The organism is Hyphobacterium indicum, assembly GCF_003129605.1.
GTDB classification, from domain to species: Bacteria; Pseudomonadota; Alphaproteobacteria; order Caulobacterales; family Maricaulaceae; genus Hyphobacterium; species Hyphobacterium indicum.
The window spans coordinates 284,531-303,458 of sequence record NZ_QBDX01000001.1; the positions used below are offsets into that span (position 1 = coordinate 284,531).

Consider the following 18,928-nt stretch of genomic DNA (forward strand, 5'->3'; position numbering starts at 1 on the left):
CTTGATCCGGCAGCCTAGCCGCAACGGCGGGCCTGCGGAAGCACCGCTTTTATCTGTGGGAAATCGGGCCGTCGCGCGTTAGGGCAACAGCCGAATCCCTTTATAGCTTCCGCCGGTACAACGCACGGGAATGGTTGCCATGACGTCTCTTGATCTCAACACCCTGAAACCCATGGCAAATGCCGTTCGCGCCCTGGCGATGGATGCGGTCGAAGCCGCCAATTCCGGCCATCCCGGCATGCCGATGGGCATGGCGGATGCCGCAACCGTCCTCTGGGCCCGCCATCTGAAGTTTGATCCGGCAGATCCCGACTGGCGTGACCGCGACCGCTTTGTCCTCTCGGCGGGGCATGGCTCCATGCTGATCTATGCGCTGCTGCACCTCACCGGTTATGCCGATGTGACGCTGGACGAGATCAGAAACTTCCGCCAGCTCGGCTCGAAAACACCGGGCCACCCCGAATTCGGCCACACCACCGGCGTCGAGACCACGACCGGGCCGCTGGGACAGGGCATTTCCACTGCGGTCGGCATGGCGCTGGCCGAACGCATTCTCAACGCCCGTTTTGGCGATGATCTTGTCGACCACCGCACATGGGTGATCGCCTCTGACGGTGATCTGCAGGAAGGGATCAGCCATGAAGCCATCTCGCTGGCCGGCCATCTCGGGCTCAAACGCCTCACTGTCCTGTGGGACAATAATTCCATCCAGATCGATGGCGATACGGCGCTGGCCGAGACCTCTGACGTGCTCAAACGCTTTGAAGCGGCCGGCTGGGCCACCGATGCCGTGGACGGTCATGACATGGAAGCGGTCGATGCCGCGCTCGCCCGCGCCAAAACCTCTGACAAGCCGGTCCTGATTTCCTGCAAGACAGTGATCGGGTTCGGAGCCCCCACCAAGGCCGGCAAGGCCTCCAGTCATGGTTCGCCGCTGGGCGGTGACGAGCTGGCCGGGGCCAAACAGGCGCTGGGCTGGCCGCATATCGCGTTCGACATCCCTGAAGAGATCCGCGCCAACTGGACCGCCGTCGCCGAAGGCGGAGCCATCGCACGGAAAGCCTGGGAAGGACGTTACAGCAACACGTCACGGCGCGAGGAATTCGATGCCGCCTTCAAGACCGGCCTGCCGGTCAAGGCCGCCCGCAAACTGGCTGACTGGCGCCGTGAAGTGGCGGCCGAAAAGCCGAATCTCGCCAGCCGCGCCTCTTCGGGCCGGGTTCTGGAGCAGATTGTGCCCGTCATGCCGGAGCTGGTCGGCGGCTCGGCGGACCTCACCGGCTCCAACCTCACCAAGACACCGGATCAATCGCCCATTCAGGCCGGCGATTATGGCGGCCAGTATATCTATTACGGGGTTCGCGAGCACGGCATGGCGGCGTGCGCGAACGGCCTGTCCCTGCACGGCGGTGTGCGGCCCTATATCGGCACCTTCCTGGTCTTTGCCGATTACTGCCGTCCGGCCATCCGTCTCGCGGCGCTGATGAATCAGCCCGTGACCTATGTGTTCACCCACGATTCCATCGGCCTTGGCGAGGATGGACCCACCCACCAGCCGGTCGAGCATCTCGCCTCCTTGCGGGCCATGCCCAATGTCCGCGTCTTCCGTCCGGCCGATGCAATGGAGACCGCGGAAAGCTGGGAGCTGGCCCTGTCCCACCAGACCGGACCAACGCTTCTGGCACTGTCACGGCAGAAACTGCCCTTTGCGCGGCAGGATGACGGGTCGGAAAACCTGTCGGCGCGCGGGGCCTATGTGCTGCGCGACGCCGAGGCGGCAAAGGCCGTGATCATTGCGACCGGCTCGGAAATCGGTATTGCCCTTGAAGCGGCGGACATTCTGGCCGGGAAGCAGATTCCGGTTCGTGTTGTCTCTGCGCCTTGCGTGGAAATCTTCCTCGAGCAGGACCGCGCCTATCAGGACAGCGTGTTGCCGGAGGGATTGCCGCGCATCGCGGTCGAGGCCGGACTGCGCTATGGCTGGGACGCCCTTATCGGCCGCGAGGGCGGCTTTGTCGGCATGACCGGCTTTGGCGCTTCGGCCCCTGCCGAAGCACTCTACGAGCACTTCGGCATCACCGCGGACAACATTGTCAAAGAGGTGCTGGAGCGCGTCTAGCCGACCCGCTCGATCACGCCATAGCCGAAGAGCTGGTTCAGCGCCTTCTGGGCCTCTTCCTCTCCCGCCGCCTCGAAGGCGGAGAGGTTGAACACTTCGCCATCCAGCACCTTGTCGAGCCCGGCTTCAGCCGCGGACGGGAAGATCAGTTCACCGCCTGCCGTGATCAGCACAAGCCGGTCCTCATCCTCTGCCAGCCGCCAGGGAATGTCGGGGCGAATCCGGAATTTCGCACCCGGCGTTGTCGCCGCACCCCGGCCGGTAATGGCGCCTTCGGAATAGGGCGGCCGCGAGCGGATGAAATTGTCGACAAACAGGTCGAAGGCATTCTCGAGATTGGCTTCTTCGGCAATGATTTTGACCAGTGAGTTGAAATGCGCCTCGGCCTGCGCCCGGTCATAATCGGCCCGCGCATAACCGGGCGGCAGCGACTGCCGGAATTCGGGATGCCGCAAGGCGACTTCGGACACGGCTTCCAGCATGAGATCGGCCCAGGTTTTCACAATCATGCCAACCGTGATGTGCAGGCTGTCGGCCGAGCCCTGTGCCTGCGCATCATGCATCAGGCCGCGCGGAACATAGGCGCAATCGCCCGCCTTGAGGACGAATTCCTCGACCAGTTCCCCGGGCTGGACATGATCCGGATTGAAGCCTTCGCCGCGATAGGGCTTGTCGACCGATTGATCATAGAGCCGCCACAGCTTCTCGCCTTCGACCTGGAGCACGAAGACATCATGGTCATCATAATGGGTCCGGAAGCCCTGATTGTTCGGCGGCGTCAGATAGATATTGGTCTGCACATGGCTGGTGAAGATTGATTCCATCGCCCGGCAGAAACTTTTCAGCCCCAGATCGGCCTGGTGCAGATGCGGCAGGATCAGCGTGCCGCCTTCCTGGTAGAGATTGGCGATTGCGCCGCGGTCCGCATATCCGTTCGAGAGCAGGAACTGGTCGCGCGTGATCGGAGGATCGGCACGGGCCATATCGACATCATCGCCATGGAAATCGCGGCTGGCGAGCAGCGTATCGATCCGCGCGACCGACAACAGCTCCTTGTAGCGGTCCGGCTCGTTGCGCGAAACGATCAGCGCCTTTTGCTCGAAATAGCTCTTGAAGAAGTCCTCAGACCCGTTCGGGCCGATGCAGTAATCCAGAACGTCGCGTCCCCAAGGGTGGTCAGCCATATTGTCCCCACGCATTTGATGATGTCGCAGAGCGGTTGCGCGGCGACTTTGTTCCAGTGAAATCAGGAATGAAGCAACTGTCCAGCGATGATTGCGGAAAATAGCGCAGCCAGAGGACATTGGCGTCGATTGGCCGCATCATCACCCATTCCGGAGCCTGCGGCCGGGCATTGCGCGCAATTGACCGGCCCGGAGACCGGCCAACTCGCGCGTCATAAGAGCGGAAATGCCGGTCCTAGCAGCGCCGGCCACGGCCGATCGGATCGGCATAGGTCCCGGTATCGCTATCTGTGCAATTGCGGCGGCGTCCACCCCGGCCATTGCCGACAGGATCGGCATAAGTGCCCGTATCGCTGTCGGTGATGCCGGATGTCCGCCCGCGCCCGCCGCGGCCATTGCCGACCGGATCAGCGTAGCTGCCGGTATCATTATCGGTAATACCCGATGTGCGCCGGCCGCGTCCGCCACGGCCATTGCCCGCCGGATCCGCGTAGGGACCGGTATCACTGTCGGTGATACCGGTATTGCGGCGCCCGCCCCGCCCGTATCCGGCGGGGTCGGCATAGGCCCCGATATCGGCATCAGTGATGCCGGTATAAGCGCCGGTAGTGGTGCAGCCTGTGACCAGACCGGCAGCACCGGTCGCCAGCCCGGCCCCCGCGACTTTCGTCAGAAAGGACCGGCGGCTGAGTTTGGACTTCCTTGCCATGTCATACTCCTCGCCGGCACGTTGTCCGGCATCAATTGGTTAACAGCGGCGGCCCCGTCCGATCGGGTCGGAATAAGTGCCGGTATCGCTGTCGGTGCAGCGGCGTCTGCCGCGGCCATTGCCCACCGGGTCGGCATAGGTACCGGTATCGCTATCGGTGAGGCCTGTCCGGCGGTTGCCGCGTCCGTTTCCGGCCGGATCGGCATTGCGCCCGCTGTCGCTGTCAGTGATACCCGACCGGCGGCTGCCCCGGCCATTCCCCGCAGGATCGGCATAGGCCCCTGTATCGCTGTCGGTAAGGCCCGTCCGGCGGCTGCCCCGGCCATTTCCAGCCGGATCGGCATAGGCCCCGGAATCACTGTCGGTAATGCCGGAATTACGCCGCCCACGGCCATATCCGGCGCGGTCGGCATTGCTGCCACCATCGCTGTCGGTAACGCCGGTGCGTCCATATCCCGCGCGGTCCGCATAACTGCCGCTGTCGGAATCGGTCCGTCCGGTGTAATTCTGCGCGAGTGCATTGCCGGTAACGGTTCCGGCAGCACCGAGCGCGACACTGGCACCTGCCACGCGCGTCAGGAATGAGCGCCGGCTGAGCTTACCCTTTTTGGCCATGATCCGGCCTCCCTGTTGTCTGTCATCCGGACGATGCCGGGTCCCTCGCCGGATAATGTTAGTCCTGTGGAGGCCGCGGCGTCAAACGCTAACAAGCCATTTTCTTAAATATATCGGCAATTTAGACTGAAATTTATAAGATTGAAAATCAGTCGCACGAAATGCAGGGGGGCTCGCAGGGCAGTATTCGCGTAACAAGGGCCGGGCACAAAAAAAACCGGCGGCCCGAAAGCCGCCGGTTTCACTGTATCACTGGATTGGGACGACTAGCCGCCGCGGCCACGTCCTGCCGGATCCGAACAACCGGATGTGTCGCTGTCGGTATAGCCGGAATTGCCACGGCCATGCCCGGCATTGTCGGCGCAGCCACCGGTATCGCTGTCGGTGTAACCGGTATAGCCGGTACCGCGGCCAGCCTGGTCGGCGTAGGAGCCGCTGTCATTGTCGGTGATGCCGGTGCGGCCATTGCCTGCCGGATCCGAATTGCCACCGCTGTCGGAATCGGTACGGCCACGGATCATGGTGGCACCTGCGACGGCACCAACGGCGCCGGTGATGGCGACGCCACCAACAACGCGTGTCATGAAGGAACGGCGGCTGAGTTTACCTTTTTTGGCCATGAGAATGGGCCTCCCTTAGAACTGACTGAATAAGCTGCGCATCCCCCGCGGAGCTGATTTCGATGAGGAGTTATGCGGCGAATTGTCTCTGGGTCAAATAGAAATTTGTATTTACTTGGCTTATGATAGTCATTCTCATGAAAAAGCGCTCTCAGGTTGAAAATAATGGCTAAATTCTCGTTTCTGATAATCATTATCAGAATCAATGCTTGATTACTGATACTCATTCTCAATTTCGATGCAGTGTCAGAACGGGGAGTGTGCGATGCGGATCAATCAGCGCTAGTCTCTCCCGCATGAGCGCAGTGATTCGCATTCTCGGCATTGATCCCGGCCTCCGCCACACCGGCTGGGGCATCATAACACTGGAGGGGTCGCGCTTGCGGCGTGTGGCCGACGGGTGCATTTCGGCGAAAACCGGTCTGCCGCTTTCCGAGCGCCTGATGGTGATTCACGCCGGGCTCGAAGCCGTCATTGCCGAGCACGAACCACATGAGGCGGCGGCCGAGGAAACCTTCATGGCCACCAATGCCGCCAGCGCGCTGAAACTGGGCCATGCCCGGGCGGCGGCCCTGCTGGCCCCGGCCCGCGCCGGATTGCCGGTGGCGGAATATGCGGCGCGCCTGGTCAAGAAGGCCGTGGTCGGGACCGGCCGCGCGGAAAAGGAGCAGGTGGCCGCCATGATCGCGATCCTGTTGCCGGGCTGTACGGCCCGTGACGATGCTGCGGATGCGCTGGCTGTGGCCATCTGCCATGCTCATCACCGCACTGCGCAGAAGCTGGGGAGTGCCGCATGATCGGAAAATTGCGCGGCATCGTCGATGCCATCGGCGAAAGCGAGGCGGTAATCGACGTCAATGGCGTCGGCTATCTGGTCGGGATGGGCGGTCAGGCGCTGGCCCGGCTGACGCAAGGAGCCGAAATCGAGGTCCATATCGAGACCTATGTCCGCGAGGATTCCTTCCGGCTCTGGGGCTTTCTGTCGGAACGCGAGCGCGCCTGGTTTGCCCGGCTTCAGCTCATCCAGGGCGTGGGTGCCAAGGCGGCCCTCGCCATACTCGATGCGCTCGGCGTGGACGAGCTGGAAAGCGCCGCCGCTCTGGGCGATGCAGCGGCTTTCGGCAAGGCCAAGGGCGTCGGGCCGAAGCTCGCCGCCCGACTGGCGCTGGAAATGAAGGACAAGCCCCCGCCCGCGGGCCGCGCCTTTGCCTCGGGTTTCAGCGTCGCCGCCCATGCCGGGCTCGCCTCGGCGCAGACGGGCGAGACGTCATCCCTCAGCAGCAATGCCGCGCGCGAGGAAACCGTGTCCGCCCTGCTCAATCTCGGCTATGCCGAAACCGAGGCGCGCCGCGCTGCCGCTGCGGCCACACGTGCCAGCCCTGGCGCCGATATTGCGGCGCTGATCCGCCTGGCTCTGAAGGAGTTGTCGAAATGAGAACTTTGCTGACCGCGGCTTTGGTCGCCGCCAGCCCCGCCATCGCCTCTGCCGATGTCACCATCCGCTTCATCGCCAATGAAGGCGTCCATATCAGTGATGGTGAGACCGGCGTGCTGATCGATGCGCTGACCTGGAATTCCTATGACGGCACTTACGCTTTGCCTTCAGATGAAGCCCGCACAGCCATGATCAATGGCGAGGCCCCTTATGATGATGTCGTGGCCCTGCTGTTCACCCATATTCATGGCGATCATTCAGATCCGGCCGCGGCCGTCGAGTTCCTGAACGCACAGACCGGCGCGATTGTTGCCGCATCCTCCCAGATCACCGATGCGATGCGAAATAATGAAACCGCGCTGGCTGACGGTGCGGACCAGAGGATGATTCCCGTTGAGTTGTCGGCCTCGGAGCCCGGCCCCTGGCCGTTGCCCGGATATGAGTTCATCGAAGGCGCGTGGCTGTTCCACCGCGAGGGCATCGACAATATCACCTGGCATGTCGAAATCGGCGGCGTCTCCATCCTCCATCTCGGCGACACCCAGCCGCAAGCCAGCTTTCCGGTCTGGGCGGACACGGAATTTGACGTCATCCTCTATCCCTACTGGTTCGCGCAGACGCCCGAAGGCGTTGCCTTCCTCGATTCGCGGCCCGAGGCCCGCGCCATCGCCTTCCACATTCCCGCTGCTGCCACGCCGCTGACCATCCGCGCCGGGCTCGGCGAGCGGGACTATCTGTTCGGCGAAGGCAGTGAAGTGGTGATTGAAACCGAATGACGGACGCCCGCGATATCTCCTCCGAACTGCAACCGGAAGACGGACGCGACAAGGCGATGCGGCCCCTGTCCTTTGCGGAATTCGTCGGCCAGCCTGCGGCAATCAGCAATCTGAAAGTCTTTGTCGAGGCCGCCCGCCGCCGCGAGGAAGCGCTCGACCATGTCCTGCTCTCCGGCCCGCCGGGCCTGGGCAAGACCACTTTGGCGCAGATCGTTGCCCGCGAGCTCGGCGTCAATTTCCGCGCCACTTCCGGCCCTGTGATTGCCAAGGCCGGCGATCTGGCCGCCATCCTCACCAATCTGGAACCGCGCGATGTGCTCTTCATCGACGAGATTCACCGGCTTGCGCCGGTCGTCGAGGAAATCCTCTACCCGGCCATGGAGGATTACTGCCTCGATCTGGTGATCGGCGAGGGGCCCTCGGCGCGCACCGTGCGCATCGACCTGCCGCCCTTTACGCTGGTCGGCGCCACCACCCGCGCCGGTCTGCTCGCCACGCCCTTGCGGGACCGTTTCGGCGTGCCGGTGCGGCTCGAATTCTATGACACGGCCGAGCTGGCCGGCATTGTCGGCCGTGCCTCGCACAAGCTCGGCCTCGCCATGACAGAAGATGGTGCTAAGGAAATCGCCCGCCGCGCCCGCGGAACGCCGCGCGTCGCCGGCCGCCTCCTGCGCCGGGTGCGGGATTTCATCGAGGCCGATGGCGTCACCCGGATCGACGCGGATGCGGCCGACCGGGCGCTCAAAAGGCTTGAAGTCGACGAGATCGGCCTCGACAGCCTCGACCGCCGCTATCTCAACGCCCTGACCGGGCATTTCGGCGGCGGGCCGGTCGGGCTCGATACGCTGGCGGCGGCTCTGGCCGAGGCCCGCGATGCGCTGGAAGATGTGGTCGAGCCCTTCCTCATCCAGCAGGGCTTTATCCAGCGCACGCCGCGCGGACGTGTTGCTGCGGCCCGCGCCTGGTCGCATCTGGGGCTGAACATGCCGCAATCATTGCAGAACACGCTCTTCGACGAGGGCAAATAGCGTCAGGCCGCCTTTGTGTCCCGGCGCGCGTCCGCCTTGCGCAAAGGCAGCCGCGCCACAAAGCGCGAGCCGGTGCCCGGCAGGCTGGTTGCGGTCAGCTGCCCGCCCATCAGCTGGCAGAGCTGGCGCGAGATCGACAGGCCCAGCCCGGTCCCGCCATGCAGGCGGGTGGTCGAGGCATCCGCCTGCGTGAAGGGCTCGAACAGGCGTGCCAGTTTATCCGGCGCAATGCCCATACCGGTATCCTGCAGGATAAATTCCACCGCCTCCGGCTCGACCAGGACCGACAGCCGCACCTGACCCTTCGAGGTGAATTTGACGGCGTTGGACACGAGATTGTTCAGAATCTGGCTGGTCCGCAGGGGGTCTCCGACAAACTGGCCATAGACCTGTTCGGGCAGGTCGGTTGAAAAGGCCAGGCCCTTGGCTTCGGCCGTCAGGCCGTGAAGCGAGACCACAGTGTCGATGATATCCGCGAGGTCGAAACAGACCGCCTCGACCTGCAGCTCCCCGGCCTTGATCTTCGACATGTCCAGAATGTCGTTGAGCAGCGAGAGCAGCATCTCGGCGGATTTCTCGATGATCTCGACCTGACCGCGCTGCGCCTCTCCAAGGTCCGACTGTTTCATAAGGGCTGCCATGCCCAGAATGCCATTCATCGGCGTCCGGATTTCATGACTCATATTGGCGAGAAATGCGGACTTGGCCGCATTGCCGGCATTGGCCGCTTTTCGCGCCAGATCCAGCCGCTTGTTCGCCCGGTCCATTTCCCGATGGAAAAACACAACAAATAGCGACAGCATGACCACGAAAATACTGAGCGTTATGGTGTTCCAGCGCGCCGCCACAGCTTCATCAAACCCGCCGGGAAGCCCCGGCAGGTGCGACCGGAACAGATACAGGCCGGCCACGGTGCCAATCGTCACAACACCGGCCGCAAATCCCGCCCGGTAGCCGATAAGAAAAGTCGCCAGAACCGGAATCCCGGCAAAATACAGGATCACCGGATTGGCCGGTCCGCCCATTGTTGTGGCCGGAAACAGGATCAACAGGAAGATCAGGGAGACAACCAGGGCGGAAATCAGTTTCAGCCGGCCGGTCCGGTAGAGGGCGAAAGGTGCGGCGAGACACAGCATCGGGCCGACCGAGCCGACCCAGGTTTGCACAGGATAGGCCTCAATCGTCTCGCCAAAGGTGGCCAGAGACGGCAAAACCCCCATGAGACCAATCCCGGTCGACAGGACAGCGAGTAATCTTTCCTGAGTGGTGCGGACCACATCGCCCTGGCGCTGTGACGGCCAGTAAACCTGTTTCAGCTGAGAAAGCCCCATGGATCGCGCCGCGCCCGTCTGCCAATCTGGCAAAGCTACAGGCCGCACGGCTACGAGGGAGTTAATCCGGATGCCAAAACTCGATCCGTCCTGCGGTGCATGGGGTGAGGACCTCATTCACCGCCTTCCCGTACGCGTCTATTATGAAGACACGGATTTTTCGCAGATCGTCTACCATGCCCGCTATCTGCATTTTTTCGAGCGCGGCCGCACCGAAAGCCTGCGGGCGCTGGGCGTGCACCATTCCGAACTGATCAATTCCGATGACCCGGTCGCCTTCGCCGTCCGCTCCATGGACATTCAGTGGATCAAACCGGCGCGGGTCGATGAAGCCCTTGTCGTCGAAACCGTCTACCGCCCCAATAAAGGGCCGCGCCTGCGCATGGACCAGACCATATGGCGCGGCGAGGACACGCTGTGCACGGCAAAAATCGAGGCGGTCATCATCGATCCGGCCGGCCGCCCGCGCCGCCCGCCGAAATGGATGATCGAGGTCTGGACGCCTGTGGTCACGGCGGCGCCGGAATGACATCTGTCTCACAAATCCGCCGCATTGTGACGCATATTTAAGACGCGTTTCACGCGCATCTGCTTGACGTGCCGCACCCGGTCCGGTTGGAAGCACAGGATTAACGCTTATCGGCGAAACCAGTGGCGTGTTTGCCGGGATGGAAAGGACGACGGATGGAAACCGGAATTATCGAGATCGCGCCGGTCGCGCAGGAGTTCGGCTTTCTCGAGCTCTTTCTGAGGGCCGACTGGGTGGTAAAGGCGGTGATGGGCATTCTTGTCCTGATGTCCGTCTGGTCATGGGCCATCGCCATCGATAAATGGCTGTCCCTTCGCGGGGTCAGATCCAGGGGCGGCGCGTTCGAGGAGGCTTTCTGGTCCGGCCGGGATCTGGAGTCGCTCGCCAATGAATATGGCAAGCGTCCGCGCGACCCGTTTTCCCGTGTCTTTGCCGCCGGTCTGCGCGAGTGGAAGGGCCGCAATAGCGGCGACCGCGTGTCCAAGGCCGCCAGTGCCGAAGCCGGGCGGGAATTGTCCAAGCTCGAAGGCGGGCTGGGCATGCTGGCCACCATTGCCTCTTCCGCCCCCTTTATCGGCCTGTTCGGCACGGTCTGGGGCATCATGAACTCCTTCCGCGCCATTGCTGCTTCACAGGACACCAATCTCGCCGTCGTCGCACCGGGCATTGCCGAAGCCCTGTTTGCCACGGCGCTGGGCCTGCTCGCCGCGGTGCCGGCCGTGATTTTCTTCAATGCGCTGACCGCCAATCTCTCGGGTATCGGGGCCCGGCTGGAAGCCTTCGTCGATGAATTGTCCGCGCTGGCGGACCGGGGCGAGGACTGATCCATGGCCGGATCTGTCTCCTCAGGCGGCCGCCGCGGGCGCTGGCAACCCAAGGCCGAGATCAATGTGACGCCCTTTGTGGACGTCATGCTGGTCCTGCTCATCGTTTTCATGATCACAGCCCCGCTTCTGACCGTCGGCGTGCCGGTGGAATTGCCGGAAACCGAGGCCCGCAGCATGGCGGCTGATGACGAGCCGCTGACCGTCACGATCGGCGCCAATGGCGAGATATTCCTTCAGGAAACTGCCGTCGAACTGGACCAGCTGGTGCCGCGCCTGCAGGCGATAGGCGGCGCAGGCTTCGAAGGCCGAATCTTCATCCGTGCCGATGAAGCCGCCGACTATGGCTCCGTCGTGCGCGTGATGGCCCGGATTTCGTCTGCAGGCTATAGCAATCTCGGCCTTGTCACCGATCCGCTCAGCACGGGCAATCGGACGCGCGGCACAGCAGACAATTGACGGGCGGGGTATGCGCACAGCTCTCGTAGTTCTCGCGTCGCTGCTCGTGCATGCCGGCTTTATCCTGGCGGGTCTGTTCTATTTCCCGCAGACCGTCCGCCAGTTCACGACCAGCCAGATCGTGCCGCTGGAGCTGATCACCGAAATCGCGGAAGTGACCAACCTCCCCGAGGAAGAGGTCGAGGAAGATCCCGTCGAGGAAGAGGCACCACCGCCGGAACCGGAACCGGAGCCCGAACCGCCTCAGCCCGAGCCGGAAATCGACATGACCGCGGCGCCGGAAACAGAGCCGGCACCGGAGCCTGTACCCGTGGCCGAACCCGTGCCCGACCCGGAACCCGAGACACCTCCGGCGCAGTCCACGCCGCAACAGCCCGCGCCAAGCCGGGAGCAATCCTTCGATGACATGTTGCGCGATCTCGCGAATACGGTCGACAATGATCGCGCCGGTTCATCCGGCAACCAGCAGCGGGCGGCCAATTCCAGCGAGGCCATCGGCGTGACGCTGGCGGACAGTATCCGCAGTCAGGCCCAGCGCTGCTATCGCGGCTCTGCCGATGCGCCCGATCCGGAACGCCTGATCGTGGTGATCCGCGTCCGGCTCAATCGGGACGGCAGCCTTGATGGTCAACCGGATGTCTTCAACCGCCAGGCTATCGACCTGTCGGGTGACCGATACTGGCGTGTGGCAAGGGACCGGGCGCTGGCGGCGGTCATTGATTGCGCGCCCTATCGTCTGCCTGCCGAACATTTTTCCATCTGGCGCCGCATAGATGTCACTTTTCGCAACGAGACTTGATGTTATCCTGCTCGCGCGTTTCCGGAGACCCGAAACCCATGACCCTTATTTTCAGACTTTTATCCGTATTGATCCTTCTGTCCGTGCCATCAGCCGCACTGGCGCAGCAGCCGCTGCAAGTGGATATCGCCCGGGGTCACCTCGAGCCCACACCGATCGCCATTCCCGACTTCATCGACGCGGGCGGCACGGATTCACGCGGCGCCGATATTGCCGGTGTGATCGCCGCGGACCTGGAAAGCTCCGGCCTGTTCACCACCGTCGATGAGCGCGCCTTCATCGAGGACATCCAGGACTTCAACCTGCGCCCCCGCTTTCAGGACTGGCGCGTCATCAATGCCGATGCGCTGCTGATCGGGCAGGTCACGCGCCAGAATGATGGCCGCCTGCTGGTCGGCTTCCGGCTCTGGGACACACGCCTTCAGGAACAGATGGTCGGCCTGCAATTTGTCACCGCGCCGGAAAACTGGCGCCGGGTGGCGCACCGGGTCGCCGACGCGGTCTATGAGCGCCTGACCGGAGAGAGCGGCTATTTCGACACCCGCGTCATTTACGTCTCCGAAGGGCTCGGCCCGCGCGGCGAACCCGTGCGCCGGCTCGCCATGATGGATCAGGACGGGGCCAATCCCTCCTTCCTGACCGACCGGTCCTACTGGTCGCTCCTGCCCAATTATTCGCCAAGCGCCCAGCAAATCACCTATGTGTCCTTCCTCGACGGGCAGGCCACGACCTATGTCTACGATCTGGAAAGCGGCCGCCAGGAAGCGCTGTTTGCCTCCGGCGGCACCGGGCTGGCGCGGGTCGATCCGGACGGGCAATCCCTGTCGGCACGGTTTTCGCCGAATGGGGAGCAACTCGCCGTCTCGATCGAATTGCAGGCCGGTCACGACATTCACCTGTTTGACCTGCGGTCGCGCAATCTGCGCCGCCTCACCGAGCACCCGGCCGATGATGTCGAACCCAGCTTTGCGCCGGACGGAGACCGGATCGTGTTTTCGTCGAGCCGCAGCGGCGGCTCGCAGCTTTATGTCATGCCGGTCAATGGCGGCGAGGCCCAGCGGGTTTCCTTCGGTGAAGGCCGCTATACCGCACCGGTCTGGTCGCCGCGCGGCGATCTCATCGCCTTCGTCAAACAGCATAATGGCCAGTTCTCCCTCGGCGTGGTCGATGCCGGCGGGTCCGGCGAGGAACGCATCCTCTATCAGGGCTACTATGTCGACACACCGGCCTGGTCGCCGAATGGACGGGTGATCCTGTTCACACGGGGAGATCGCGGCCGCGAGGGAACCGAGTATGAAATCTGGAGTGTGGACCTCGCCGGCTTCAATTTGCGTCGTATGCCGATCTCCGGACAATCGTCCGATCCGGCCTGGTCGCCCTTGATCGAATAGGGGTTTTGGCAGTAGCGTGTTGCAAGGCACGCAAGACAGACCGTCATCAGGCGGAAAAACAGCCTGAAATGAATGTTCTGTCTCGAAATTGGCATAATCGTGCGTATTGGTGGAGGTTCCGGGGGCTGGCTTAGACCCGGTTAGATGAGGGATAGCACTCCAATGAAGTTCAAACTTTTCATGATTGCGGGCATGTCGGCGGTTCTGGCCGCCTGCGCGTCCACACCGCCGGCGACAACCGAAGCCCCGCCCTCGGAACCGCCACAGACCACGCGGACCGATACGCCGGGCACGGTTGACCAGGGGCCTGTTCCGGGAACGGAAGCCCATTTCGTGGCCACGGCCGGTGACCGGGTTTTCTACGATCTCGACCGGTCGACGCTGACCGCCGCAGGCCGTGAGACCCTGCGCCGTCAGGCCGACTGGCTGAACGCCTATCCGGGCACCGACATCCTGATTGCGGGCAATTGCGATGAGCGCGGCACGCGCGAATACAATCTCGCACTCGGCGCGCGCCGGGCCAATGCGGCCCGCGACTATCTGGTCAGCCTCGGCGTTTCGCCGTCGCGCATCCAGACGGTCTCCTATGGCAAGGAACGCCCGACCTGCCGCGAGTCCAGCGAACGCTGCTGGGCACTCAACCGCAACGCCATCACCATGATATCCGGTGGCGTCACGGGCTAGGTCCGGACCTCCGTCCAGAACAACGCCCGCAGCCACATGCTGCGGGCGTTTTTCTTTGTTAATCCCGCCGCCGTATTTTCGCCGCCTCCATGACTTATCCCGTGCCGGAACCGGCCGAAGACAGGGATGACCCCCACGATGATCCGATACCTCCTTCTCCCCCTTTTGATTTTTGTGTTCAGCGCCCCTGCGGACGCCCAATCGCGCCGCGAGCTGGCCCGCCGTCTGGATGCCGTCGAGGCCCGGCTCGCCGAAACCGAAACGCGGCGAATTGCCCAGACGGATCAGTTGCTGACCCGTATCGCCGATCTGGAATTCCAGGTGCAGCAGGCCACCGGCCAGACCGAGAGGCTGGAGTTTGAAAATCGCCAGCTCGGCCAGCGCATCGACGCCCAGGACCGGGAAATCCAGCGCCTGCGCACGCAGCTGGAGGCCTATCGCAACCCGCCAGAGCCGCAATTTGATGCCGAAGGCAATCCGGTTGACCCGGTCGCCGAAGACGCGGCCATGACCGGTACGGGAGAGCGCACCTCCAACAGTGGCGGCCCGCGTGACCTGACCGGGGGGCGGCTCGCCGTGACCGATGCCAGCGACCCTTACGCGGATGAGCGCGCCGCAGCGACCCGGCCGCTCGGCAGCCATCTGGCCAGTGCCGCCGATGCGACGCCATTGATGACTGCGGACCAGGCCTATGGCCAGGCGCGGGCGCGGCTGATGGATGGCGATTTCGACGGGGCCCAGGAGGATTTCACGGCTTTCATCGCCGAATTCCCGGAGGACGGGCGGATGGATGAGGCCTGGTTCTGGCTGGGCGAGACCCATTATGTGCGCGGCGATTACGCTTCGGCAGCGGAGGCCTATATCACCTCCCTGCGCGAGGAACGTGATGGCGCAGTGGCACCGGATGCGCTGGTGCGCCTCGCTTCATCGCTGGGCGCGCTGGGCCGCAATGAAGAAGCCTGCCAGACGCTGGCGCGCTTCTCGCGGGAATTCCCGTCCGCGGGTCCCAATGCCACGGCCCGCGCCGAGCGCGAGGCGTTGCGCGCCGGGTGCCGCTAGAGCCGCTGGACTTCAATCCCGATACCGTCCGCCACCGGCTCGGAGGGCTGGGCCCGGCGCCCTGTCTTCTCGGACTGTCAGGCGGCGGTGATTCCACTGCGCTTTTGCTGATCGCAGCGGGCTGGGCCCGCAGACAGGGCGCCACCCTGATCCCGGTGGTCATCGACCATGGCGTGCGGCCGGAAAGCGCCGGTGAAGCGGACCGGGCGGTGTGGCGCGCGCGTCAACTCGGCCTGTCACCCGTCATCATCCGGTGGGAGGGTGAAAAACCGGCCACCGGCCTGCAAGCGGCGGCGCGTGATTTCCGGCTTCAGACCTTCGCCCGCCTGGCAAACCGGCATGGCGCAAAAACCGTCCTGCTCGGCCATACACGCGATGACCAGGCGGAAACCGTCTGGATGCGCCTGCAGGCGGGCGGCGGTCCGGACGCACTCTGCGGCATGGCCATGCACAGCGCCTTGCCGCTCTGGCCAGAGGGCCGGGGCGTGTCGATTGTCCGGCCCTTGCTGGACATCTCCCGGGCGCAATTGCGCGTCTGGCTGACGCAGCAGGGCGAAAACTGGGTGGATGACCCCTCCAATGACAACCGCACCTTCACGCGGGTGCGTAACCGCCAGACGCTCGCCCGCCTCGCGGCAGAAGGGTTTGACCCGGACGCTCTGTGTGCCCTGTCAGAGAAGTTCCGGGCTGTCCGGACGCAGATGTCAGAGGCGGCGGCAAGGGAAATCATGACGTCCGTGACTCTGCTGGGCTGGGGCGGTGTCAGATTGCCTGCGGACATGGCGGCGCCTCACGCTGTGAAAATCATGGACGCGGCGCGGGCGGCGGCCAGCGGCGATCCGGTTTCGCGGCCGGAAGCCTCGCGGCGTTTGTGGGCGGCCTTTCAGGCGGAAAAACCGGCCACCGCCGGGGGCGCAGCGCTGAGCCGGCACAGGGAAGACTGGTATCTGGTTCGTGATCCCGGCGCGGTCGGCGGCCGTGCCGATGGCACTTCAGGCCCGGTCAGCTTCATTGAAGCCGGAAATGTCCGGATCTGGGACGGCCGGTTTGAAATCTCCGGCCGGAATGTTCAGATCAATTGTCTGGGAAAGGCCTATCCGCGCGAAATCAGTGCGGAAAGTCTGGCCGGTATTCCGCCCGTCGCCCGCCCCGGCCTGCCCCTGATGCGTCCGCCCGGCGGCGCGCCCGGCATTCCGGGAATCACAGCAGAGACCGGCGGATTGGCGAAATGGCTTGCGCCGGAGCTGATTTGCCGGAATCTGTTTGAGGACAGGCCGCCCGCATGGTTTGATATGCAACTGCGCGACGAAACGGCGCAAGGCTCGCAATAACCGCTTTTATACCCCATATCGGGACAGAGACGACGTATAGCGACGGAAAATGACATGAATATTCGCAATCTGATGATCTGGGCCATCATGATCCTCCTCCTGGTGGCGCTCTTCAATCTGCTGCAGCCCTCGCAGGCGGGAACCGGTTCGGAAGAATTGAGCTATACCCGCTTCATCCAGCGGGTGGAGAATGACCAGATCAACAGCGTGGTCATTGATGGCGGCACGATCATCAGTGCCGATGGCACCGTGCGCGCCTTCATTCCGGAAAACGATTCCGGCATGTATGAAATTCTCCGCGCCAACGAGGTCGACGTCACCACCCGTCCGGCCGATTCCGGCTTCAGCTTTTTCAGTGTTCTGCTCGGCTGGTTCCCCTTCCTCCTGCTGATCGGGGTCTGGATCTATTTCATGCGCCAGATGCAGGGCGGTGGCCGCGGTGGTGCGATGGGCTTTGGCAAGTCCAAGGCCCGCCTGCTGACCGAGAAATCCGGCCGCGTCACCTTTGACGATGTCGCCGGTATCGATGAAGCCAAGGAAGAGCTCCAGGAAATCGTCGAATTCCTGAAAGACCCGTCCAAATTCCAGCGCCTCGGCGGCAAGATCCCGAAAGGTGCTCTGCTGATCGGCCCGCCCGGAACCGGCAAGACGCTGACCGCGCGCGCCGTCGCCGGTGAGGCCAATGTGCCCTTCTTCACCATTTCCGGTTCGGACTTCGTCGAAATGTTCGTCGGCGTGGGTGCCAGCCGCGTCCGCGACATGTTCGAACAGGCCAAGAAAAACGCCCCTTGCATCATCTTCATTGACGAGATTGATGCCGTCGGCCGCTCACGCGGTGCCGGTCTTGGCGGCGGTAATGACGAGCGCGAACAAACGCTCAACCAGCTGCTGGTCGAGATGGACGGGTTCGAGGCCAATGAAGGCATCATCCTGATCGCCGCGACCAACCGCCCCGATGTGCTCGACCCGGCGCTGCTGCGCCCCGGCCGCTTTGACCGTCAGGTTGTCGTGCCCAATCCGGACATTATCGGCCGCGAGAAAATCCTCAAAGTGCACATGCGCAATGTGCCGATTGCCGAGGATGTCGAGCCCAAGGTCATTGCCCGCGGCACGCCCGGCTTTTCCGGTGCCGATCTCGCCAACCTGGTCAATGAGGCCGCGCTGCTGGCCGCCCGCCGCAACAAGCGCATTGTCTCCATGGCCGAGTTCGAGGATGCCAAGGACAAGGTAATGATGGGGCCGGAACGCCGCTCCATGGTCATGTCCGACAAGGAAAAGGAACTGACCGCCTGGCACGAGGCCGGCCACGCCATTGTCGCGCTAAACGTGCCGGAAACCGATCCGGTACACAAAGCCACCATCATTCCGCGTGGCCGCGCACTGGGCATGGTCATGCGTCTGCCGGAAGCCGACAAGCTGTCGGAAAACTACACCCAGATGACCTCGCACCTGGCCATCGCCATGGGGGGGCGGGTCGCCGAGGAGCTGAAATTCGGCAAGGAACGCATCACTTCCGGAGCGTCATCGGACATCAAGCAGGCCACGCAGGTCGCCCGCGCCATGATCACCCAGTGGGGCTTCTCCGACAAGCTCGGCACCATCGATTATTCCGATGGCGATGGCCAGAATGTCTTCCTCGGCCAGGAGCTGACCCGCTCCAAATCCGTGTCCGGTGAAACCGCGCGCATCATCGAGGAAGAAGTCCGCCGCCTGATCGACGAGGCCAATGAGACCGCGCGCAAGATCCTGACCGAGAAGCGCAAGGACTGGGAAACGCTGGCCGAAGGCCTGCTGGAATACGAAACCCTGTCGGGTCCGGAGATCACCGAACTCCTGAAGGGCAATCCGCCCGTCCGCGAGACCAGTGAACCGCCCTCCAGGGATGATACGCCCTCCGGTGCCGTGCCGGTGACCGAGGATGACGAGGCCGACGACAAGGGCTCCGAACCCTCCGGCGGACCGGCTCCGCAAGGGGCGTGATAGAAAAGGGTGCCCGAGGGGCACCCTTTACACAACGGGGCTGACCGTGGTGCCC

Annotated in this window: 19 protein-coding genes; 14 read left to right on the top strand and 5 right to left on the bottom strand. The window is 63.4% G+C overall.

The genetic code is table 11. From position 1 onward, the window contains the following. The first annotated feature begins 130 nt into the window (after nt 1–130). Nucleotides 131–2,119 (top strand): transketolase, encoded by a 1,989-nt coding sequence (tkt, locus tag DBR16_RS01335; RefSeq protein ID WP_407657694.1) that lies wholly within the window; start codon nt 131–133, stop codon nt 2,117–2,119. Here tkt and DBR16_RS01340 read toward each other — a convergent pair. From DBR16_RS01340 to DBR16_RS01355, 4 genes are all read right to left on the bottom strand, one after another. Further along, nucleotides 2,116–3,303, bottom strand: a complete 1,188-nt coding sequence (locus DBR16_RS01340; protein ID WP_161539357.1) for a cupin domain-containing protein — start codon at nt 3,301–3,303, stop codon at nt 2,116–2,118. The two genes, tkt and DBR16_RS01340, sit on opposite strands and share 4 nt — an antisense overlap. 235 nt (nt 3,304–3,538) lie before the next feature. Continuing rightward, nucleotides 3,539–4,012 carry a hypothetical protein gene (locus DBR16_RS01345; RefSeq protein ID WP_109259441.1) on the bottom strand — a complete coding sequence of 158 codons (474 nt, stop codon included), beginning with the start codon at nt 4,010–4,012 and terminating at the stop codon, nt 3,539–3,541. A 39-nt stretch (nt 4,013–4,051) separates the two neighbouring features. Further along, nucleotides 4,052–4,627 carry a hypothetical protein gene (locus DBR16_RS01350; protein ID WP_109259442.1) on the bottom strand — a complete coding sequence of 192 codons (576 nt, stop codon included), beginning with the start codon at nt 4,625–4,627 and terminating at the stop codon, nt 4,052–4,054. Nucleotides 4,628–4,893: 266 nt separating this feature from the next. Then, nucleotides 4,894–5,247, bottom strand: a complete 354-nt coding sequence (locus tag DBR16_RS01355) for a hypothetical protein (RefSeq protein ID WP_109259443.1) — start codon at nt 5,245–5,247, stop codon at nt 4,894–4,896. A 296-nt stretch (nt 5,248–5,543) separates the two neighbouring features. On the opposite strand from DBR16_RS01355, the gene ruvC reads away from it, so the two are divergent. The 4 genes from ruvC to ruvB are packed head-to-tail and all read left to right on the top strand — an operon-like array spanning nt 5,544 to nt 8,486. Continuing rightward, nucleotides 5,544–6,044: a crossover junction endodeoxyribonuclease RuvC gene (ruvC, locus tag DBR16_RS01360; protein ID WP_109259444.1), complete on the top strand. Its 501-nt coding sequence runs from the start codon at nt 5,544–5,546 to the stop codon at nt 6,042–6,044. Beyond that, on the top strand, nt 6,041–6,682 hold the full coding sequence (gene ruvA, locus DBR16_RS01365) for a Holliday junction branch migration protein RuvA (RefSeq protein ID WP_109259445.1): 642 nt from the start codon (nt 6,041–6,043) through the stop codon (nt 6,680–6,682). Before ruvC ends, ruvA begins: the two co-directional genes overlap by 4 nt. Further along, nucleotides 6,679–7,458 carry an MBL fold metallo-hydrolase gene (locus DBR16_RS01370; RefSeq protein WP_109259446.1) on the top strand — a complete coding sequence of 260 codons (780 nt, stop codon included), beginning with the start codon at nt 6,679–6,681 and terminating at the stop codon, nt 7,456–7,458. Before ruvA ends, DBR16_RS01370 begins: the two co-directional genes overlap by 4 nt. Further along, on the top strand, nt 7,455–8,486 hold the full coding sequence (gene ruvB / locus DBR16_RS01375) for a Holliday junction branch migration DNA helicase RuvB (protein ID WP_109259447.1): 1,032 nt from the start codon (nt 7,455–7,457) through the stop codon (nt 8,484–8,486). The genes DBR16_RS01370 and ruvB overlap by 4 nt, the downstream gene beginning before the upstream one ends. Before the next feature lie 2 nt (nt 8,487–8,488). Here the strand turns inward: ruvB and DBR16_RS01380 are convergent, their stop codons facing one another. Beyond that, nucleotides 8,489–9,817, bottom strand: a complete 1,329-nt coding sequence (locus DBR16_RS01380) for a sensor histidine kinase (RefSeq protein WP_161539358.1) — start codon at nt 9,815–9,817, stop codon at nt 8,489–8,491. A 70-nt stretch (nt 9,818–9,887) separates the two neighbouring features. On the opposite strand from DBR16_RS01380, the gene DBR16_RS01385 reads away from it, so the two are divergent. The 9 genes from DBR16_RS01385 (at nt 9,888) to ftsH (ending at nt 18,873) form a co-directional block, all read left to right on the top strand. Further along, nucleotides 9,888–10,346, top strand: coding sequence for a YbgC/FadM family acyl-CoA thioesterase (locus DBR16_RS01385; protein ID WP_109259449.1), 459 nt, complete (start codon nt 9,888–9,890; stop codon nt 10,344–10,346). Nucleotides 10,347–10,501: 155 nt separating this feature from the next. Further along, nucleotides 10,502–11,170, top strand: a complete 669-nt coding sequence (gene tolQ, locus DBR16_RS01390; RefSeq protein WP_109259450.1) for a protein TolQ — start codon at nt 10,502–10,504, stop codon at nt 11,168–11,170. Between the two features lie 3 nt (nt 11,171–11,173). Further along, entirely contained in the window at nt 11,174–11,629 is a 456-nt protein-coding gene (locus DBR16_RS01395) for an ExbD/TolR family protein (RefSeq protein ID WP_109259451.1), read from the top strand. A 10-nt stretch (nt 11,630–11,639) separates the two neighbouring features. After that, complete coding sequence (locus DBR16_RS13945; protein ID WP_161539359.1) at nt 11,640–12,428, top strand: hypothetical protein; 789 nt, start codon at nt 11,640–11,642, stop codon at nt 12,426–12,428. Between the two features lie 38 nt (nt 12,429–12,466). Next, entirely contained in the window at nt 12,467–13,819 is a 1,353-nt protein-coding gene (gene tolB, locus DBR16_RS01410; protein ID WP_109259453.1) for a Tol-Pal system beta propeller repeat protein TolB, read from the top strand. A 162-nt stretch (nt 13,820–13,981) separates the two neighbouring features. Continuing rightward, on the top strand, nt 13,982–14,503 hold the full coding sequence (gene pal / locus DBR16_RS01415) for a peptidoglycan-associated lipoprotein Pal (protein ID WP_109259454.1): 522 nt from the start codon (nt 13,982–13,984) through the stop codon (nt 14,501–14,503). Between the two features lie 138 nt (nt 14,504–14,641). Continuing rightward, complete coding sequence (locus DBR16_RS01420; RefSeq protein WP_161539360.1) at nt 14,642–15,562, top strand: tetratricopeptide repeat protein; 921 nt, start codon at nt 14,642–14,644, stop codon at nt 15,560–15,562. Then, the gene (tilS, locus tag DBR16_RS01425) at nt 15,553–16,893 is read left to right on the top strand and encodes a tRNA lysidine(34) synthetase TilS (RefSeq protein ID WP_161539361.1); all 1,341 of its coding nucleotides are present in this window, start codon (nt 15,553–15,555) and stop codon (nt 16,891–16,893) included. The genes DBR16_RS01420 and tilS overlap by 10 nt, the downstream gene beginning before the upstream one ends. 54 nt (nt 16,894–16,947) lie before the next feature. Then, nucleotides 16,948–18,873, top strand: coding sequence for an ATP-dependent zinc metalloprotease FtsH (gene ftsH / locus DBR16_RS01430; RefSeq protein ID WP_109259457.1), 1,926 nt, complete (start codon nt 16,948–16,950; stop codon nt 18,871–18,873). The last annotated feature ends 55 nt before the right edge of the window (nt 18,874–18,928 follow it).